Raw genomic sequence first — 16,709 nt, 5'->3', positions numbered from 1 at the left:
GTCCATGCGAATACCCACTTCGCCACCGAGTGGTACCGCATGGCCATTGGCGCGATGAGGGCAAATTTTCTTGCCACCCTGTCCGCGCGCCGTGCGCGCCGCCGTCACACCGGCGCTTCGAGCAGCTCGATCGTGACCTTGGCGCCGCCTTCCGGGAGGTTGGCGCGCAGGACGAGCCCACCGCTCGATTCCACCATGCCGGCCACGAAGCCGAGCCCCTGTCCGGACCCGCCCGGCTTCGGGCTCGGCGCGTCGTGGAACCCGGGGCCGTCGTCCTTCACCTCGATGGCCACCCGCCCGCCGCCGAGCGGGCGCGCGTCCAGCGTCACGCTGGACGCCCCGCGCTCGCCCGTCCCCTCGCACGCGTTGACGAGGAGGTTGAGGAGCACCCGCTCCAGCACGTCGTGCCCCCCGGCGAACAGGACCGCGGTGCGCTCCGCGCGATCCGTGACGTCGACCTTCACCGCCTGGTAGCGCCGCCGGACGACCCGGAGCGCGCCGCGGGTCGCCTCGCCGACCTCGGCGGGGGCCGTCGCGCGCAGCGCGTCGAGCTCGCGCATCGTCCGATCGCGGATGTGCCCCATGGTCGACGCGACATCCTCGATGCTCTCACGGAGCTGCTCCAGCTTTCGCAACATGCGCTCGGCGCTCGCGGACTCGACCCGAAGGAGCTCGCGCCGGAGGAGATCGGTGTCGATGAGGGCGGCCGAGAGCGAGGTCTTCACGTCGTGGTGTTCGTGCAGCATGACGCTCAGGTTCCGCTGCGCGCGCTCGGCGCGCAGCGTGGAGCGCGCCCCGAGCTCGACGACGCGGACCGTGCGCATCGTGACAAGGAGCGCCGCGCTGGCGGCCGTCAGGAGCAGGATGAAGAACAGCGACGCCGGCGCCCAGAAGGCGTCGAGGTGGCCGCCGTTCAGCGCGCGGTCGAGCGCGATGAGCACGAGCGCGGAGAGCGCGTTCGCCGCCGTCGCGAGGAGCACCGCCCGGCGGACGAGCCGGAACGCGCTCACGGACACCGTGATCAGGAGCGCGGCCATGTCGGGCAGGTGCAAGATTCCCGGGTAGCTGTCCCAGGGCCAGAGCACGTTCGGCAGCAGCGCCAGAAAGCACAGGAGCGCGTCGAGGCCGACCGAGACGAGGATCAGGTGAGGAGGGGCATCGGTCCTCCGGCTCCGCCACCACACGTACAGCGAGGCGGCAACCGCGCCGAGGAGCAGCGGAACCTCGATGAGCGAGCGAGCGTGAGAGCCTGACGGCGTCAAGCCGCCGACGGCGAGGAACCGCGCGAGGAGGGCCGCACAGAAGACGCTCCGCGCGATCGAGGCGGTGCGCTCACCCCGCAACGCCTCGCGCGTGATGAGGGCGTCGAGCTGCGCGCTATTTGACACCGCCGACACTGCCGACATCGCCGACAACGCCGGGAGGCTGGCCAGCTCCGCCCTCTTGAGACTATGCGCCTCCATGGACCGGGGGCATGCTACCACGCGATGCTGCGCTGGCTGGTCGTGGAGGATGACGCGAGGCTCAGGCGCGCGCTGCGCGAGGCGCTCGAGGCGCGCGGCGCCGAGGTCGTCGCGTGCGCATCGGTGGCCGAGGCGCATCGCGCGCTCGCAGAGGGGGCGTTTCAAGGGATCATCGCCGATGTGATGCTCCCGGACGGGAACGCCGTCGACGTCGTGGAGCGGGCCATGACCTGCGCTGTCGCGCCGACGATCCTGGCCATCAGCGGCTCGGCGAGCCCGGCCGTCTCGTTCCGGCTCGCCCAGATGGGCGTGCGCTCGTTTCTGGCGAAGCCGCTGCGCCTCGAGGAGCTGGAGCGCGCGATCGACGACGCGCTGACCCGGCCGCCCGATCTCCGGCCTCAGGTGCGCGCGGCGGTGGGGCGGGCGTCGATCCAGGACGTCGAGGAGCAGGTGCGCACCGTCATGGTCGACGAGGCGCTCGCGCGCGCCGAAGGAAACCGCCGGAAGGCGGCAAAGCTCCTGAACGTCTCGCGCCAGCTGCTCCAGCACATCCTCCGGCGGCGCTCGTAGGAGAGGCCAGCGCAGCCGCGCGCGGGCCGTGAACCACGGCAAATTCCTCCTCTACCGCAGGCGGTGGCGAGTAGGGACGCGCCGGTGCTGGCGCCGTCACTGCGCCTGTGTCGCCGCGAACGGGTTGAGCTCGTTCGTGAACAGGTCCTCGGCCTTGAGCTGCCCCGCCTTGAGCTCGCCGTCCTTCACCAGCCAGTCGATCCAGATCTGGTATTCCCCGGCCGACAGGAGCCCCCCTTTGCCGGCGACGCCCAGGCTGGTCCAGTACTTCACCAGCGACGCGTCCTCGTTGCGGCCCCGCCGCTCGATGATGCGCTGCAGCCGGGCCACCACCTCCTCGCGCGGCGTGCTCCTGGCCCACTCGATCGCGCGCGCCGCGGCCTCCACGAACTTGCGGGCGCTGTTCGGGTTCTCCTTCAAGAATCGCTTGCTCATCACGTAGCTGCCGGCGGTGAGCTCGCCGAACAGCTCGTGATCCGAGAACAGCGCCCGGACGCCGCCGCGCTCGAGCGCCTTGTCGCGCAGGATGTCGCCGAGGACGGCGACCTCCACCTGCCTCTGTCGGAGCGCCTGCTCCGCGCTCACCGGCGGCAGCACCACCAGCGTGACCTGCGCGATCTCGGCGCTCGTCAGCCCCTGCCGCGACAGGTACTCTTTCAGCATCAGCTCGTGGTGCGCGCCCAGCGTGTTCATCGCGACCTTCTTGCCGATCAGGTCCCGCGCCGACCTGATGGGGCTGTCCTCGGTCACGTAGAAGCCGCTCCACCGCTTCGCGTCGATCCCGTAGCCGCCCACCACCGCCCGGAGCGGCGCCCCCGCGGCGATCAGCTTGATCACCGCGCCGTTGAACGCCTGCCCGAGATCGGTGTCTCCGGTGACCACGGTCTGGATGTCCTGCGGCCCGCTGATCGTGTTGCCGACGTAGCTCAGCCTGATCGGGGCGAGATACCCGAGGTCCTCCGCCAGCTCGGGCACCGAGACCATGCCCGAGAACCCCTGATAGCGCAGCTCCTGCACCTCGTAGTCGCCGGCGGCGCTGTCGCCGTTGCCGGGGTCTCCCTTCGAACAGGCCGCGAGCGCGAGCGCGGCGCAGAGGGCCGCCGCGAGCCGACGGCGTGTTGTGGCGATCGAAGATGGCTTGTCGAGCACTCGCATGGTGGTTGTCTCTCCTCGGCCGTTACTCCGCGGCCGCGGGCTCGGCGGGCGCGGGGCTCGCGGCGGCCGCCGCGCTGGACGTCCTGCGCGCCACGGCGAGGAGCACGCCGAAGAACACGGACAGGAGCAGAAACATCGATTGGAGCCCCAGGCTCCGGCCCACGAGGCCGCCCACGGTGCTGCCGAACAGGCCACCTGACGGCCCCACGAGCGCCTGCAAGCCGGCCACCTTGCCCCGCCCCGCCCGCGCGCCGATCCGGGCGATGCGGGTGAGGTTCGCGATCTGGAGGACGCCGAGCCCGAGGCCGAGCAGCAGGCCGCCGGCCCGCAGCGGCATGAGATCGCGCGAGAGGCCGAGCAAGAGGAGCGCGCTCGGGACGAGGACCAGGCTCGCGAGGTAGACGCGCTCGTGCCCCACGCGGCCCACGAGGCCGCCCAGCGCGAACAGCGCGAAGATGAAGGTCACGCCCTGCCAGGCGAGGAGCCCCGACGCTTCGGCCGCCGTCAGGTGGGCGACGGAGATGCCGATGGGGATGATGAAGAACATGAAGAACGAGTTGACCGACTGGGCCGCGAACTCGATCAGGCACACGCTGCGCAGCTCGACGTCCTGCGCGAGCAGGGCGAGGTCGGACCGGACGCCGGAGAGGCGGAGCGATCGAGGCTGCGCGGACCGCGCCGTGTAATGGCCGAAGACGATCGGCGACATGAGCACGGTGATCAGGAACGAGATCCCGATGAGCCGGTACGTGCCCGAGAAGCCCAGCGCCTTCGTGAGGCCGGCCGCGATCATGGGGCCGAGCAGGAACATGCCGACCATATGGGTGCCGCGGTACCAGCCGGCCTTGCCCTCGCCCACCGTCTCGAGCTGCTGCATGAACACGGTGCTCAGCGAGACGAAGCGCATCGGCATGAAGAAGCTGATCGCCGTCGTGCAGACCAGCAGGAACACCGGAGACGGGACCGCCGGCAAGGCCATGTAGAGGGACCCCGCCACGAGGCTCCCCAGCACGAACAGCCGCGAGGGCCCGAGGTGATCGACAAGGAGCCCGATGGGGATGCTCATCAGGAGCACCCCGACGCTCTGCGATCCGGAGATCAGCCCGAGCAGCGCCTCGTTCGCCCCGAGCTCCAGCGCGTACAGCGTCGTGCTCACCTTGGCCACGCCGACGCTGAGGCCCATGACCGAGGACAGCGCCGCGAACATCAGCAGAAAGCGGTTCTTGTCGATGAAGGAGCGCAGTTGGACCTCGGGGCACGGCGCGGATCAAGCCTGTTGAGCCGCGCCGGCGAACACCCGCGGTCAGCAACCCCCATGCCGCGCCGGTGCGGGCCGGAACGCGGGGCCGAGAGCTTCCGCGCTGCTGCCGTGGCAGCAGCGGGTGGTGATCCGGTGCCCCGGCGCGAGCAGGCGCGCGCCCGAGCGACCACGCAACGTTGGACCGCTGCGACGAGGCGACGCGATCAACCGACCAACCGGGCAACCGGGCAACCGACCAGGCGCGCGCGCGCTGCCGGTAGCAGGTTTTGCACCGAGCCGCCCGCGCTTTGTTGTTGCCGTCGTCATTTCGAGGGTGGTACTGGTGCAAGGCATGAAATTCTCTGCGATTCATGCATTGATCGCCGCGTGTACGCTCTGTTCCACGGCCGCGTGCTCGTGGCAGCCGTATGGCGAGGTTCGCGTCGTGAGGCGGACGAAGGTCGGCGGCGAGCTCGCGATCCTGGGCGATCGCGAGGTGGCCATGCAGAAGGCGAGCCAGACGATGGCCACGACCTGCGGCGGACCCGAGAGCTACGAGATCGTCGAAGAGGGCGAGACCGTGGTCGGGGAAGAGTCCGTGTCCGAGTCCAGCGAGCGCCGCGAGAAGGATTTCTTCGGGCCGAAGAAGCGGAAGCAGGAGAGCACGCACACGGTGCAGAAGACCGAGTGGCGCGTGAAGTACGAGTGCAAGAAGGACGAGCCGGCGGCCGCCGCGGAGGGGGCGCCCGCGGGCGACGCCGCGCCCGCGGAGGCCACCGAGGGCAAGACCGAGGGGCGCCGCGTCCACGAGGTGATCATCCGGTTCTGACGCGCGTCTCCACGCGCGGCGCGCGGCGGCGAGCTGTCCGTCGTGGAGCAGCAAGGCCGGCCACCGGGTCGCGCCGGCTTTGCCGTCGTGCTCTTGGCCTGCCCAGTGGTAGATCTGGTGCGGCATGGACGTTCTTGAGTTGGTGGAGCGCGCGGCGACCGCGCCGTCATTGCTGCTCGCGACGGACTTCGACGGGACAATCTCCGAGATCACCGCGGTCCCGGGCGGGGCGGTGGCGGCGCCGCGCGCCCTCGGGGCGCTGGGGGCGCTCTCGCGGGCGCCGGGCACGACCGTGGCGATCGTCACGGGGAGGACGATCCACGACGTCGCGGCGCGCACGGCGGCGGTCGGCGCGGTGTGGCGCGTGGGCGAGCACGGGGCGGAGATCGCGGCGCCGGGCGGGGAGCTCGTGTACCTGGGGGAGGCGCCGACCGAGGCGCTCGACGCCCTGGAGCGCGAGGCGGAGGAGGCGGTGCGGCGGGTCCCTGCGCTCGGGATCGAGCGCAAGCGCTTCTCGATCGCGCTCCACTGGCGGCTCGTCTCGGCGGAGGCTCGTCCGGCGGCGTTCGACGCGCTCGGGACGTGGGCGGACGCGGCGGCGCGGCGCGGGTTCGTGGTCATGAGGGGGCGCAGCATCCACGAGGCCCGGGACGCGGCGCACGACAAGGGCCGCGCCCTCGCGTTCCTGCTGGCGCGGCTGCCGCCTGGGACGCTGGTGGTCTATGCAGGCGACGACACGACCGACGAGCCGGCGATCGCCCATGCCCGGGCGATCGGCGGCGTGGGCGTCTACATCGCCTCGTCCGAGCGGCCGGACACCGCGGTCGAGCCCAACCTGACGCTGGATGGCCCCGAGGCGTGGATCGCGTTCCTCGAGGCGCTCGCGGCGAGGCGCAGCGGCGTGATCGGCGAGGCGCCGCGCCTGGCCTGAGGGCCGTCATCGAGCCTCGCCAGAGCGCCAGGCAAAACGTTGCTCGTTGACGCAAGCCCGCGCGGTCGCCTCGCCGCCGCCCACGGCCTTCATCGCGCTCTCCGCGCGGGCTTCCACGCGGCACGGGCCCTGCAAGCGCCTGCAAGCGCCTGCAAGCGCCTGCAAGCGACTGCAAGCGACTGCAAGCGAGAGGCGACCCATGGCGACGCCGGTCCGGAATGGGCGCGGACGATCGGGGAGAGCGCCGTGATGGGCGCGGCGACACCGAACATCCGCCCCGGCCCCGCCGGCCAGCGAGAAGACAGGAGATGACGATTCCTTTCCAGAGCAAGGATTTTATGAGCGATCGCGGAGCCGATCCGGGCGTGGGCGCTGATCGCGTGGCACGGATGCGAGGCATGAAATCCTCTGCGATTCATGCGCTGTTCGCCGCATGCGCGCTCTGCTCCACGGCGTGCTTGGGGCAGTCGGCGTGGGAGCCGTATGGCGAGATTCGCGTCGTGAGGCGGACACAGGTCGGCGGCGAGCTCGCGCTCCTGGGCGATCGCGAGGTGGCCATGCGGCAGGCGGGCCAGACGATGGCCATGACCTGCGGCGGACCAGGGAGATACCAGATCATCGAAGAGGGCGAGACCGTGATCGGGGAAGAGTCCGTGTCCGAGCTCAGCGAGCGCCCCGAGAAGGACTCCTACGGGCGGGAAAAGCTGGACTTCTTCGGGCCGGAAATGCGGGACTTCTCTGGGCCGGAAACGCGGAGACTGGAGCGCACGCACACGACGCACAAGACCGAGTGGCGCGTGAGGTACGAGTGCTCGTGGCCTGCGCAGGGCTAGATCTGGAGCAGCACGGACGTTCTCCAGTGGGTCGAGCGCGCGGCGGCCTGATCAGCGAGGCGCTTCGCCTGGCGTGAGGGCCTAACCAAGTTCTCCTGTCTTGCACCTCGGAGAGAAGATCAGGAGAAGCGGCGCGGAGCGCGCAGCGCGCGGAGCACGGGTGTACGGCGGGCAGATGTGGTGGGGTGGTGAGCCGGACAGCGGTGTCTCGCCTCGAACGGAGCGTGAGTCCACCTATCGTATCCGCCGCCAGTAAACCGAGCACGCCGTTCGTCCATGACCGCTCGAAAGAAGAAGTCTGATTAGCGGGTGAGCTGGACCGACAGTAGAGTTCGGCGCATGTGGACATTTCACATCTCAGCATTTCCGCGCCGCCGCACGAGCCGCGTGCAGGCGACCTCGGTGCCGCTGTGCCTCGTCGTCGCGCTGGCGGGTTGTTCGCCCAAGGCCCGCAGCTTCCAGGGCGACGGCGGCGTCGGCGCGGGCAGCGAGGGCGATCACGGGGCCGGGGCCAGCGAGCCCGGCGCTGGCTGGGACGGAGAGGCCCCTGCGTGCGCGGCCGAGACGCAGGCGACCGACTGCGACGATGACAATCCATGCACCGCGGACGCGTGCACCGCAGGTGCATGCGTCAACGTCCCGCTCGACGGCGTACCGGCCCTGCCGTCCGGGCAGAACGCGGGCGACTGCCAGGTCCTCACCTGCGCTGCGGGACAGCCGTATCCTGCGCCGGACGACGCCGACACCGAGGACGACGGCGACCCCTGCACGAGAGACGGGTGTGAACGCGGGGTCGCCACGCACGTCGTGGCTGCAGGTCCGCCGTGCGGCCAGGGCGGCGTCTGCGACGCAGCGGGCGCGTGCAGGGGCGCGAACGGTCGGGCGTGCACCGGTCCGCGGGACTGCGCGAGCAGGAAATGCGTCGACGGCGTCTGCTGCGACACGGCCTGCGATGACACCTGCATGGCCTGCAACGTCGAGCGCTCGGTCGGCACGTGCTCACCCCTCGGCCCCGGAGTCGAAGACGAGCCGGACTGCGAGCTGGAGCACAAGGTCTGCGATGGCATGGGCGCCTGCAAGCTGGCGCCCGGCCGGCGGTGCCATCGAGACGAGAGCTGCGCGAGCGGCGTCTGCCGCGGGAGCGGCCGCTGCGGCGACTTCACGACGGAATGAATCACCATCGTTCCCAGCGATCCGCGGTTCAAGGGAAAAGGGAAACCGAAGGACAATGTCGCTGGGGATGCGTGACCATTCAGGACAGGTCAGCTTCGCGGGCTGCTCCAGGAGCAGGCCTGTGCCGGGGAACCAAGCGCGAGGGCGCGCGCGGGCGACAACCCCAACACCCCATGGGGTCGCTCACCTGGCCAGCGCCAGCGCCACCGCGTCGGGACCGGCCGGGAAACGGAGCTGCCCCGATACGTCGTTCGCTGCGCGCCACACCCCTTCGGCCACGTCGGACTCGCTCGTCACCAGCGCCGGTTGCCCGATGGAGGCGAAGATACGCTGCGCGAGAGGCGCGTAGGCGTCGGGAATCAGGCCTTCCATGCGGGGTCCCCCGTTGCTCGTGAAGCGCGTCGTCGGGCCGTAGCCCGGCTCGACGAGCTTCACGCGCACGTCGAAGGCTTCGAGCTCGAACGCAAGCGACGCGGTGAACCCTTCGATGGCCATCTTGCTCGCGGTGTACACGGCGACCAGCGGCATCGGCGCGAGCGTCGCGCTCGACGTCACGTTCACCACCACGCCCGATCGCCGCGCGCGGAGCTGGGGCAGCACGGCCTGCGTCATCGCCATCACGCCAAACGTGTTGGTCTCGAACACCTCGCGCACCGTGGTCATCGGCGTGGCCTCGAAGGCGCCCATGAGCCCGACGCCGGCGTTGTTCACGAGGACGTCGATGGGCCCGCTCGCCTGAAGCGCAGCCGCGATGCTCTCGGGCTTCGTCACGTCGAGCGCGACCACGCGCAGCCGGTCCGACCGAGGCAGCACGTCCTCGCGCGGCGTTCGCATGGTGGCGACGACATTCCAGCCCTGCGCGTGGAAGTGGCGCGCGGTTTCGAGGCCATAACCCGAGGAGCAACCAGTGATGAGCACGGTGTTCATGGCGAGAAGATAGCGACGGCGCGCTGGACTATCTACCATTGGTAGTCCACGTTTCGTTTGCTAGAGTCCAGACATGAACGACCCTCTCTCGGAGGTCATCGCGCTGCTCCAGCCGCGCGCCGTGTTCTCGAAGCGCATCAGCGGCGCCGGTCGCTGGGGGGTCCGCTACTCGGACTTCGGCCAGCCGAGCTTCTGCGCCGTGCTGGAAGGCAGCTGTCGTCTCGCTGTCGACGGCGAGCGCGCCCTGACGCTCGAGGCGGGCGACTTCGTGCTCCTGCCGGCGACGCCGGGGTTCACCCTGTCGGGCTTCGATCCGGTGAGGCCAGAGCGCATCGACCCGAAGGTGACGCCCGCGCCGACGGGCGAAGTCCGCCACGGCACGCGCGGTGGACGCCCGGACGTGCGGCTGCTCGGCGGCTACTTCCTCTTCGACTCGCCTGACGCGGCGCTGTTCGTGTCGCTGCTGCCAGCGCTGTTGCACGTGCGCGGCGTCGAGCGCCTCTCGGTGCTGGTACGGCTCGTAGGCGACGAATCCAACGAGCAGAGATCGGGGCGCGACCTCGTGCTCACGCGGCTCGTGGAGGTGCTGCTCATCGAAGCGCTGCGGTCGACTTCGGCTGAGGACGCGCCTCCGGGGCTCCTGCGCGGGTTGGCCGATCCGCGGCTCGCGCCGGCGATACGGCAAATGCACCGTCAGCTCGCGCGCTCGTGGACGGTGGCCCAGCTCGCCAAGACTGTGGCCCTTTCACGCTCGGGGTTCTTCGAGCGTTTCACCCGCACCGTGGGCCTGCCGCCAATGGAATACCTGCTCGCCTGGCGCATGGCCGTCGCAAGGGATCTGCTCCGCCGCCACGATCTCGGGATCGCCGAGGTCGCCGAGCGCGTCGGCTACGGCTCGGCGAGCACCTTCAGCACCGCGTTCAGCCGGCACGTGGGCCAGCCTCCGGGCCGCTACGCGCGCGCGGGGTAGTCGGTGAGGGTGGAAGGAGAGCGCCAGCTGCCTCCTCATCTGGGTCGTCTGGTTTCCGGTAGTTCTTTCGAAGCGTGGACAGCTCCGGGCTTTGGCGCGTGCAACGCGAATACCATCGGACGCTGCCCTTGCCGACGAGGACGAGAAGGCTGTCGAGGCTGTCGAAACTGCTGCGGAGACCCTGGCCTCGGAGACCAGCGCCGACCCCGACGCTGTGGCTCGCCATCGAACGAAACGGGAACGTGCCGCGGCAGCGCGCCGCCGGCGCCGATCCGGAAGAGGCACGCTCTCGTGCTCTTGCCGACCTGCGCGGGCCCATCAAGCGACGCTTGACCTCCCGGAGCCGCCGAGACCACATGGCAAGCCATGATCAAAGCCCCGGTCCGGCCCGGCGACGTCGTGGCGGGCAAGTACCGCGTGGAGCGTGTGCTCGGCGCGGGGGCCGTGGGGGTCGTCGTTGCGGCGGTCCACGTCGAGCTCGACCAGCGCGTCGCCGTCAAGTTCATGCGCTCGGCCCACCACGCCGCCGCCGACGCGCGCGCGCGCTTCTTGCGCGAGGCGCGCGCGGCGGTGCGGCTGCGCAGCCAGCACGTCGCCCGCGTGTTCGACGTCGGCACCCTCGAAAGCGGCGCGCCGTACATCGTCATGGAATTCCTCGAAGGGCGTGATCTCGCTGCGTTGCTCAAGGAGAGTGGGTGTCTCTCGCTCGACGACGCCGTGGAGTACGTTCTCCAGACGTGTGAAGCCGTCGGCGAGGCGCACGCCGCCGGGATTGTGCACCGCGACCTGAAGCCGGCGAACCTCTTCGTCACGCAGGACGTCAGCGGCGCGCCGTGCATCAAGGTCCTCGACTTCGGGATCTCGAAGATCAGCGGCGCGGAGCTCGCCCTCACAGAAGACGACGAGCAGCTTGGCACCCCCTACTACATGTCGCCCGAGCAGATGAGCTCGCCGAAGGATGTCGACGCGCGCAGCGACGTCTGGGCGCTCGGCGTCCTCTTGTACGAGCTCATCGCCGGGCAGACGCCATTTCACGCGGAGACCTTGGCGGAGTTCTATGGGCGCATGCTCGCGGCCAAACCTACGCCGCTCCACGAGCGCCGGAGCGACGTGCCGCCGGAGATCGACGCGGTGATCCAGCGGTGTTTGGTGCACGATCGCGAGCAGCGCTGGAACGACGTCGCAGCGTTCGCCGGCGCCCTCGCGCCTCACGCGCCCCCGCGAGCGCCGAGCTATCCGGAGCGGGTTTCGCGGGTGCTCTCCATGTCGCGGTCGTCTTCGCCGGGAGCCAAAAACGCGCCGGAGTCGCGCCGCGTGGAGGCTTCCTCGCCGCCGGCCAGCGCGGGGGCAGCAGGGTCGATCGCGCCGCGCCCGCCGGATTCCGTGGCGGAGACAGCGCCCACCGCGTCCTGGCCCGATGGCGCCTTATCGCCCTTCGGGGTGCTGCTGTCGAAGCCGCGCTACTGGGCTCCCCTTCTCCTCGGCGGTGCGTTCGTCGCGGGCGCTGCGCTGGCGGTGATCGCCTGGGGCGGGCAGGAGGGGGCGCGATCCCCTGCACCGGCAGGCCCACCGGCGGCCTCCTTCGGGGCGCCGAGCGCTGCCCCATCCGCGCCCGGTGAACCCCAGGCTCCCCCGTCCGCGCCCGCCTCGCGCGACGCGAGCGCGAAAGCGCAGGCGGAGCCCACCTCGCCTTCGCCGGCGGCGACGGCCACGCTGAAGGCAACGAAGCCGTCCCTGCGGGCGAAGCCCCCGGCCAAGGCCCCTCCCACCTCGAAGCCTGAGCCGGCGTTCTCGTACGACGAGCGTCGCTAACCCTGGGACAACGGCGAGCGGTGCCGATATAATGGGATCGGTGCGTGGCCCAGGACCGATGCGTGTGAAGCGCAGTGTCGTCGCTGCGAGTGCGCTGATCCTGTCGTTGTCGCTCGCGCCGCGCGCCCTCGCGGACCCGACCGCCGAGGACCGGGCAGCCGCCGATGTGCTCTTCCGCGAGGGGCGCACGCTCGTCAAGCAGGGCAGCTACGCCCTGGGGTGCTCGAAGCTCGTCGCCAGCCAGAAGCTGGACCCAATGGCCGGGACGCTGCTCGCCCTGGCGGATTGCTACGAGCTCAATGGCGAGACGGCGAGCGCCTGGGCGACCTTCAACGACGCCGAAGCGATGGCGCGCAAAGCGGGCGATGGGCGGCGCTCGAAAGAAGCGGGGCGGCGGGCGGGCCTCCTCGATCCGCAGCTCACGAGGCTCGTCATCGAGGTGGCGCCGGAGGCCCGGGTCGAGGGGCTCGAGGTGCGGCGCAACGCAAAGCCGCTCGATGCGGCGATGTTCGGCTCGGCGATCCCGGTCGATCCGGGCGAGCATACGATCGAGGCGGCGGCGCCCGGCAAAAAGGCATGGATCACGAAGGTGGTCGTCGAGCCGAACCCAGGGCAGAGGACGGTGCGCGTCCCTCTGCTCGACAACGCGCCCGCGCCACGGCGGGAAGCGCGCGCGCCTGCGGCCACGAGCGCCACGCCCGCGGCGAGCTCATGGAGCACCCAGCGAACCGTTGGGCTCGTGCTGGGCGGGGCGAGCCTGGCCGGGATCGCGGTAGGCGCTCTGTTCGGTGTCGAGACGCTCTCGAAGATGAGCGAGGCGCGCAGCCAGCACGGGTGTACCAACGACGACCCTCCCCGTTGTGACGCCGAGGGGGTCAAGCTCCATCAGGACGCCAACACGACCGCCAACATCTCCAACGTGGCGTTCGCGGCGGGAGGCGCGGCGCTCGTCACAGGCCTGGTCGTGTTCCTGACCGCGCCGTCGAGCGACGCCGTGCCGTCGACGGTGCTGGAGGTGCGCCTGGGGCATCCGGCCCGGGCCGGAGCAGCGGGGCTGTCGTTGCGAGGTAGCTTTTGAGATGCGCCCGATGCGACCATGGAGGCTCGTCATCGTCGGGGGCGCATTGCTCGTCGCCGGCTGCCAGATCATCGCGGGCGTGCGCGCCGACGCGGAGCTGAACCAAGGAGGCAACGGCGGCGAAGCGTGCAGCGCTTCTTCCGAGTGTCCGAGCGGCGTCTGTCAGGACGGCGTGTGCAAGCCGGCCGAGGCGAAGTGCGCGCTCGACCTCGAACCGTTCGACATCCTCACGTCCGAAGACCTCGGCGGCCATGAGGTCGACACCTCCTCGCTCGTGCTGGCGAGCGGACCCGATCGCGTATCTGTCTCGGTCATCGACAAGACTGCCAGCCGGCTCGTGATCGGGACGGTGCACGAGATCGGGGAGCCAGCCGGGTCGAAGACGGAGTTCCCCTTCACCGACGGCGCGGCTTTCGTCACCGGCCGAGAATCGGAAGGGCGAGTGATCCTTCAGGGCAGGGTGGGGTACGAGATCGGGCAGCTCGTCTTCCCCACGACCGCCGACGGCGTCTCGTCCGAGGGGACGTTCCAGCGGTTTCCCGCGCTCGCACCGGAGTGCTCGAGCCCCAACGTGGCAGCGTCGATGGCGTTCGTCCAGGCGGGCGATAACACCCTTTATGCCGCGACCTGCGCGGCGCCCGGCGGCTCGACGCGAGCGCTCGTCGTCGGTGGATCGGCCGAGCCTGCGCCGACCCTGGTGGCCCAGGGCTCACGTACCGATGCCTCGCTCAACGTTCACTACTACACCGTCACGAACGGCCAGCACCTCCTCTTGTTGGATGACAGCGCGACCGGAGAAGCGTTCTTCAGAACGGGCGCCTCGCGCGCCGATCTCAGCGCGGCGCACCAGATCCAGTTCAGCCCGTCTCCTGACGAGGTGGAGTCTTTCTTTGGGGCGTTCCCGCTGCCCGAGGGCGATGGCGTCACGCTCTTGATCGTGCACCTCGTTCCTCCGCCGAGGCTCGCTCTCTCGGCGGAGGTGGGCGTCGTAAGGGACTTCCTGTCGCTCGGCCAGGTTCCCCCGCCCGGCTTTACCCCTGTCTTCGAGCTCCAGAATGTAAACCAGTACAATCCCCCGGGCCCCGTCGCGAGCGACGGCGAAAACGTGTATTTGACGTTGGTGCCGCCCCCTGGAAAGAGCGTGGACCTGGGCTGGTTCACGCGAACAGGTGAGAACGTGCTCCCCCGCCAGCTCATCTTCTCCCTTCCGGACGGCAGCAGCGCGCAGATCCTCGGCTCGACCGTCGCGAAGCTCGGCGTCAAGCTGCTCGTCGCCTGGATCGAGCAACGCGACGGTGCCTACTCCGTGCGCGGTCAGCGGCTTATCTGCACGCTGCAATAAGGCGCCGACCGGCGCGGCCAGCTGGAGCGGCTCGTTGGTCGGCGGGAGCGCCTCGGGAACGCACGTCCTTTCGCGACCCGTCCACGATCCTCCCGTGGCTCACCATCGTCACAGCGCATAAAGGTGCGCAAGCCGAGGCTCAGAGCGTCCTTCCGAGGTTCTCCAGCACCTTGGGCCACCCAGGCTTCATGCCCTCGAACGCGGTCTTGCCCATCGCCGAGTCGAGGTTGAAGCCCTCGTGCGTGAGCGTGAGGAGCGTGCCTGGCCCTTCGGGCGTGAGGCGCCAGGTGATGATGGTGTCGAGCTTGCCGATCGCAAAGCGGTACGAGAAGAGCCGCTCCGCTTCGACGGCGAGCACCTCGCAGGCCTGCTTGCCCCAGGGCCCCATGTCGAGCTCGAAGCGGTGTCCGACGACGGCTTTGACGTCGCCCGGAGCCCACCAGCGCGCGTGCAACTCCGGATCCGTGAGCGCCCGCCAGACGGCGGACGGAGGCGCTGTGTAACGATGTTCGAGGCGGATGACTGCAGGGGCGTTCATTTTTTTCCTTCTTCGTTGAGGAGATCTTCAAGGGCGGCGAGCCGCGTCTTCCAGTACTGAGTGAACGTGTTGAGCCATTCATCGACCTCGCTCAGCGGGCGCGGATCGAGGTGGTAGTAGCGCTCGCGTCCGCGCGGCTCCTCGCGCACGAGGCGAGCTTTGCGGAGCACCTGCAGGTGCTCCGACACCGCGGGGCGGCCCAGGTCGAAGCCACGCGCGAGGTCGTTCACGGCGCGAGGTCCCATGCGGAGCTGCATCAGGATCTCGCGCCGCACCGGGTTGGCGAGCGCCGAGAACACGTCGACTTCAGACATGTCTTTAATATGTCGGAAAGTTCCGACGCGTCAACAAAATCCGACGCGTCGGCCGCGCGGCAGGTTCGCGCGCAGCGCGGATCCCGCCCGCCGCAGGCGGCCGCGCAGCGGGGCGAAGCGCCTGGAGCCGCGGGGCGGTCTGCTGTCAGGTTCGCTTCAGCGCGTAGGCGATGCCGCTCCGCAGCGTCCCCGCCGTGACCAGGCCCCGCAGGTCGACGTCGAGCTCGATCAGCGTCTGCGCGATCGCCGGCTGGATGCCGGTGAGCACCACCTGCGCACCGAGCAGCCCGACGGCGCGCGCGGCATGCACGAGCATCTCGGCGACCTGGACGTCCACCGCCTTGACCCCGGTGATATCGATGATCGCGATGCGGGCCGCGTGCCTCTCCACCCCCTGCAGCAGCGTCTCGATGATCCGGCTCGCCCGCGCGCCGTCGAAGAAGCCGATGAGCGGCATCACCAGCACCCCCTCGGCGATCGGCAAGAGCGGCGTCACCAGCTCACGTATCGTGTCCTGCTGCGCCGCGATCAGCTCGTCCCGCGCAGCCTCCCGCTCGCGCTCTGCCGCCTTGACCCGCGTGATGTCGACGGAGATCCCGGCGACCGCGCCCTCCGGGATGCCCTCGCCGCGGAGGGGGAACTTGATCGAGTAAAACGTCTTCTCGCCCCGGGCGTGAGGGACGGGATCCTCGGCCTCGAACGGGGCGCCGTTCCTCCGCACCAGGTTATCGACATCATTGTAAATAGACGCAACTTCCGATGGAAAGAAGTCGCCATCGGTCTTTCCAAGCATGCTGCCCGGGGTCGCCCCGACGAGCTCCTCCACCGAGCGGCTCACCAGGAGAAAGGCGCCTTCCCCGTCCTTTGCATACATGAGGATCGGCGCGTGATCACAGAACGTCGCGAGCAGCACCTCGCTCCTGTGGAGGCGCTGTTCGCGCCGCTTTCGCTCTGTGACGTCCTCGGCCGACAGGAAGATCTCGCGCGCGGATCCATCCTCGCTTCGCGCGAAGACCTCCGCGCGCACCACGAAGATGCGCTCGTCTCCCTGGCGGCCTCGCGCCCGGAGCTCACCCTCGATCACCTCGCCGTCCCGCGCCCGCTTCAGCCGCTCCGAGCTCGCGGCGAGGCCGGCCATGTCGTCCGGGTGGATCCGATCCGAGAGCGCCTCGACGCCGCGTGTCGAGAGCTCTTCGTCCGTACAGCCGAGCGAGCGGGCGAGAGCGGCGTTGTGCGCGATGAGCCGCCGCTCATCGAGGCCCACGACACACAGGATCGTCGGCGCCGCGTCGAGCATCCGCTGGGCTCGCACGCTGAGCCCGTCCTGCTGCTCCTTGGCCCTGGTCTCCTTCATCGCGGCAGGCCTCTCCTCATGGTGGCTCCCTCCAGGCCCGGGCGGCGGACGCGCGGGCCAGAGCTCGATCCATGATACATACCCACGGCGCGCGCGCGGCGAAATCGAAGGCGCGGCGTCGCCTCCCTGTCGCGGCCGGCCGGCGTGGCGCCGTGGTCTAGCCTACCCGGCGCAAGCGAC

The 16,709-nt window shown here is 70.1% G+C and carries 16 protein-coding genes; 9 read left to right on the top strand and 7 right to left on the bottom strand.

Translation table 11 applies throughout. The features are described from left to right. Nucleotides 1–104: 104 nt before the first annotated feature. On the bottom strand, nt 105–1,463 hold the full coding sequence (locus WME79_RS07875) for an ATP-binding protein (protein ID WP_437533989.1): 1,359 nt from the start codon (nt 1,461–1,463) through the stop codon (nt 105–107). Nucleotides 1,464–1,487: 24 nt separating this feature from the next. On the opposite strand from WME79_RS07875, the gene WME79_RS07870 reads away from it, so the two are divergent. Next, nucleotides 1,488–2,033 carry a response regulator gene (locus tag WME79_RS07870; protein WP_437533987.1) on the top strand — a complete coding sequence of 182 codons (546 nt, stop codon included), beginning with the start codon at nt 1,488–1,490 and terminating at the stop codon, nt 2,031–2,033. Nucleotides 2,034–2,129: 96 nt separating this feature from the next. On the opposite strand, the gene WME79_RS07865 is transcribed toward WME79_RS07870, so the two are convergent. Together WME79_RS07865 and WME79_RS07860 are read right to left on the bottom strand one after the other, a co-directional pair. After that, nucleotides 2,130–3,188 carry an ABC transporter substrate-binding protein gene (locus tag WME79_RS07865; RefSeq protein WP_437533985.1) on the bottom strand — a complete coding sequence of 353 codons (1,059 nt, stop codon included), beginning with the start codon at nt 3,186–3,188 and terminating at the stop codon, nt 2,130–2,132. A 22-nt stretch (nt 3,189–3,210) separates the two neighbouring features. Next, nucleotides 3,211–4,395, bottom strand: coding sequence for an MFS transporter (locus tag WME79_RS07860; protein ID WP_437533983.1), 1,185 nt, complete (start codon nt 4,393–4,395; stop codon nt 3,211–3,213). Nucleotides 4,396–4,873: 478 nt separating this feature from the next. Between WME79_RS07860 and WME79_RS07855 the strand changes: the two genes are divergently transcribed. From WME79_RS07855 to WME79_RS07840, 4 genes are all read left to right on the top strand, one after another. Further along, on the top strand, nt 4,874–5,257 hold the full coding sequence (locus WME79_RS07855; protein ID WP_437533981.1) for a hypothetical protein: 384 nt from the start codon (nt 4,874–4,876) through the stop codon (nt 5,255–5,257). Between the two features lie 124 nt (nt 5,258–5,381). Continuing rightward, nucleotides 5,382–6,188 (top strand): trehalose-phosphatase, encoded by an 807-nt coding sequence (gene otsB, locus WME79_RS07850; RefSeq protein ID WP_437533979.1) that lies wholly within the window; start codon nt 5,382–5,384, stop codon nt 6,186–6,188. Between the two features lie 398 nt (nt 6,189–6,586). Beyond that, nucleotides 6,587–7,021: a hypothetical protein gene (locus WME79_RS07845; RefSeq protein WP_437533977.1), complete on the top strand. Its 435-nt coding sequence runs from the start codon at nt 6,587–6,589 to the stop codon at nt 7,019–7,021. Between the two features lie 339 nt (nt 7,022–7,360). Then, complete coding sequence (locus WME79_RS07840) at nt 7,361–8,194, top strand: hypothetical protein (RefSeq protein ID WP_437533975.1); 834 nt, start codon at nt 7,361–7,363, stop codon at nt 8,192–8,194. Between the two features lie 183 nt (nt 8,195–8,377). Here WME79_RS07840 and WME79_RS07835 read toward each other — a convergent pair whose 3' ends face one another. After that, nucleotides 8,378–9,121: an SDR family oxidoreductase gene (locus WME79_RS07835; RefSeq protein ID WP_437533973.1), complete on the bottom strand. Its 744-nt coding sequence runs from the start codon at nt 9,119–9,121 to the stop codon at nt 8,378–8,380. A gap of 73 nt (nt 9,122–9,194) precedes the next feature. On the opposite strand from WME79_RS07835, the gene WME79_RS07830 reads away from it, so the two are divergent. From WME79_RS07830 to WME79_RS07815, 4 genes are all read left to right on the top strand, one after another. Continuing rightward, nucleotides 9,195–10,091, top strand: a complete 897-nt coding sequence (locus WME79_RS07830) for a cupin domain-containing protein (RefSeq protein ID WP_437533971.1) — start codon at nt 9,195–9,197, stop codon at nt 10,089–10,091. A 366-nt stretch (nt 10,092–10,457) separates the two neighbouring features. Further along, on the top strand, nt 10,458–11,903 hold the full coding sequence (locus WME79_RS07825) for a protein kinase domain-containing protein (RefSeq protein WP_437533969.1): 1,446 nt from the start codon (nt 10,458–10,460) through the stop codon (nt 11,901–11,903). A 58-nt stretch (nt 11,904–11,961) separates the two neighbouring features. Then, nucleotides 11,962–12,981 (top strand): hypothetical protein, encoded by a 1,020-nt coding sequence (locus WME79_RS07820; protein ID WP_437533967.1) that lies wholly within the window; start codon nt 11,962–11,964, stop codon nt 12,979–12,981. A 10-nt stretch (nt 12,982–12,991) separates the two neighbouring features. Then, a complete protein-coding gene (locus tag WME79_RS07815) occupies nt 12,992–14,323 on the top strand; it encodes a hypothetical protein (protein WP_437533965.1) in 1,332 nt (443 codons plus the stop codon). Between the two features lie 139 nt (nt 14,324–14,462). On the opposite strand, the gene WME79_RS07810 is transcribed toward WME79_RS07815, so the two are convergent. From WME79_RS07810 to WME79_RS07800, 3 genes are all read right to left on the bottom strand, one after another. After that, entirely contained in the window at nt 14,463–14,861 is a 399-nt protein-coding gene (locus WME79_RS07810; RefSeq protein WP_437533963.1) for an SRPBCC family protein, read from the bottom strand. Beyond that, a complete protein-coding gene (locus tag WME79_RS07805) occupies nt 14,858–15,175 on the bottom strand; it encodes an ArsR/SmtB family transcription factor (RefSeq protein WP_437533961.1) in 318 nt (105 codons plus the stop codon). The genes WME79_RS07810 and WME79_RS07805 overlap by 4 nt, the downstream gene beginning before the upstream one ends. Before the next feature lie 145 nt (nt 15,176–15,320). Then, nucleotides 15,321–16,529 (bottom strand): PAS domain-containing protein, encoded by a 1,209-nt coding sequence (locus tag WME79_RS07800; protein WP_437533959.1) that lies wholly within the window; start codon nt 16,527–16,529, stop codon nt 15,321–15,323. Between the last annotated feature and the right edge of the window lie 180 nt (nt 16,530–16,709).

This window comes from Sorangium sp. So ce726 (assembly GCF_051521405.1).
Classification (GTDB): Bacteria; Myxococcota_A; Polyangia; order Polyangiales; family Polyangiaceae; genus Sorangium.
This window is presented reverse-complemented; position numbering and strand designations above follow the sequence as displayed.

Bases quoted from the DNA above. Each gene is read 5' to 3' on its own strand.
- WME79_RS07875 (WP_437533989.1), bottom strand. From the start codon at position 1,463: ATGGAGGCGCATAGTCTCAAGAGGGCGGAGCTGGCCAGCCTCCCGGCG.
- WME79_RS07870 (WP_437533987.1), top strand. From the start codon at position 1,488: ATGCTGCGCTGGCTGGTCGTGGAGGATGACGCGAGGCTCAGGCGCGCG.
- WME79_RS07865 (WP_437533985.1), bottom strand. From the start codon at position 3,188: ATGCGAGTGCTCGACAAGCCATCTTCGATCGCCACAACACGCCGTCGG.
- WME79_RS07860 (WP_437533983.1), bottom strand. From the start codon at position 4,395: ATGTTCGCGGCGCTGTCCTCGGTCATGGGCCTCAGCGTCGGCGTGGCC.
- otsB (WP_437533979.1), top strand. From the start codon at position 5,382: ATGGACGTTCTTGAGTTGGTGGAGCGCGCGGCGACCGCGCCGTCATTG.
- WME79_RS07845 (WP_437533977.1), top strand. From the start codon at position 6,587: ATGAAATCCTCTGCGATTCATGCGCTGTTCGCCGCATGCGCGCTCTGC.
- WME79_RS07840 (WP_437533975.1), top strand. From the start codon at position 7,361: ATGTGGACATTTCACATCTCAGCATTTCCGCGCCGCCGCACGAGCCGC.
- WME79_RS07835 (WP_437533973.1), bottom strand. From the start codon at position 9,121: ATGAACACCGTGCTCATCACTGGTTGCTCCTCGGGTTATGGCCTCGAA.
- WME79_RS07830 (WP_437533971.1), top strand. From the start codon at position 9,195: ATGAACGACCCTCTCTCGGAGGTCATCGCGCTGCTCCAGCCGCGCGCC.
- WME79_RS07825 (WP_437533969.1), top strand. From the start codon at position 10,458: ATGATCAAAGCCCCGGTCCGGCCCGGCGACGTCGTGGCGGGCAAGTAC.
- WME79_RS07820 (WP_437533967.1), top strand. From the start codon at position 11,962: ATGCGTGTGAAGCGCAGTGTCGTCGCTGCGAGTGCGCTGATCCTGTCG.
- WME79_RS07815 (WP_437533965.1), top strand. From the start codon at position 12,992: ATGCGACCATGGAGGCTCGTCATCGTCGGGGGCGCATTGCTCGTCGCC.
- WME79_RS07810 (WP_437533963.1), bottom strand. From the start codon at position 14,861: ATGAACGCCCCTGCAGTCATCCGCCTCGAACATCGTTACACAGCGCCT.
- WME79_RS07805 (WP_437533961.1), bottom strand. From the start codon at position 15,175: ATGTCTGAAGTCGACGTGTTCTCGGCGCTCGCCAACCCGGTGCGGCGC.
- WME79_RS07800 (WP_437533959.1), bottom strand. From the start codon at position 16,529: ATGAAGGAGACCAGGGCCAAGGAGCAGCAGGACGGGCTCAGCGTGCGA.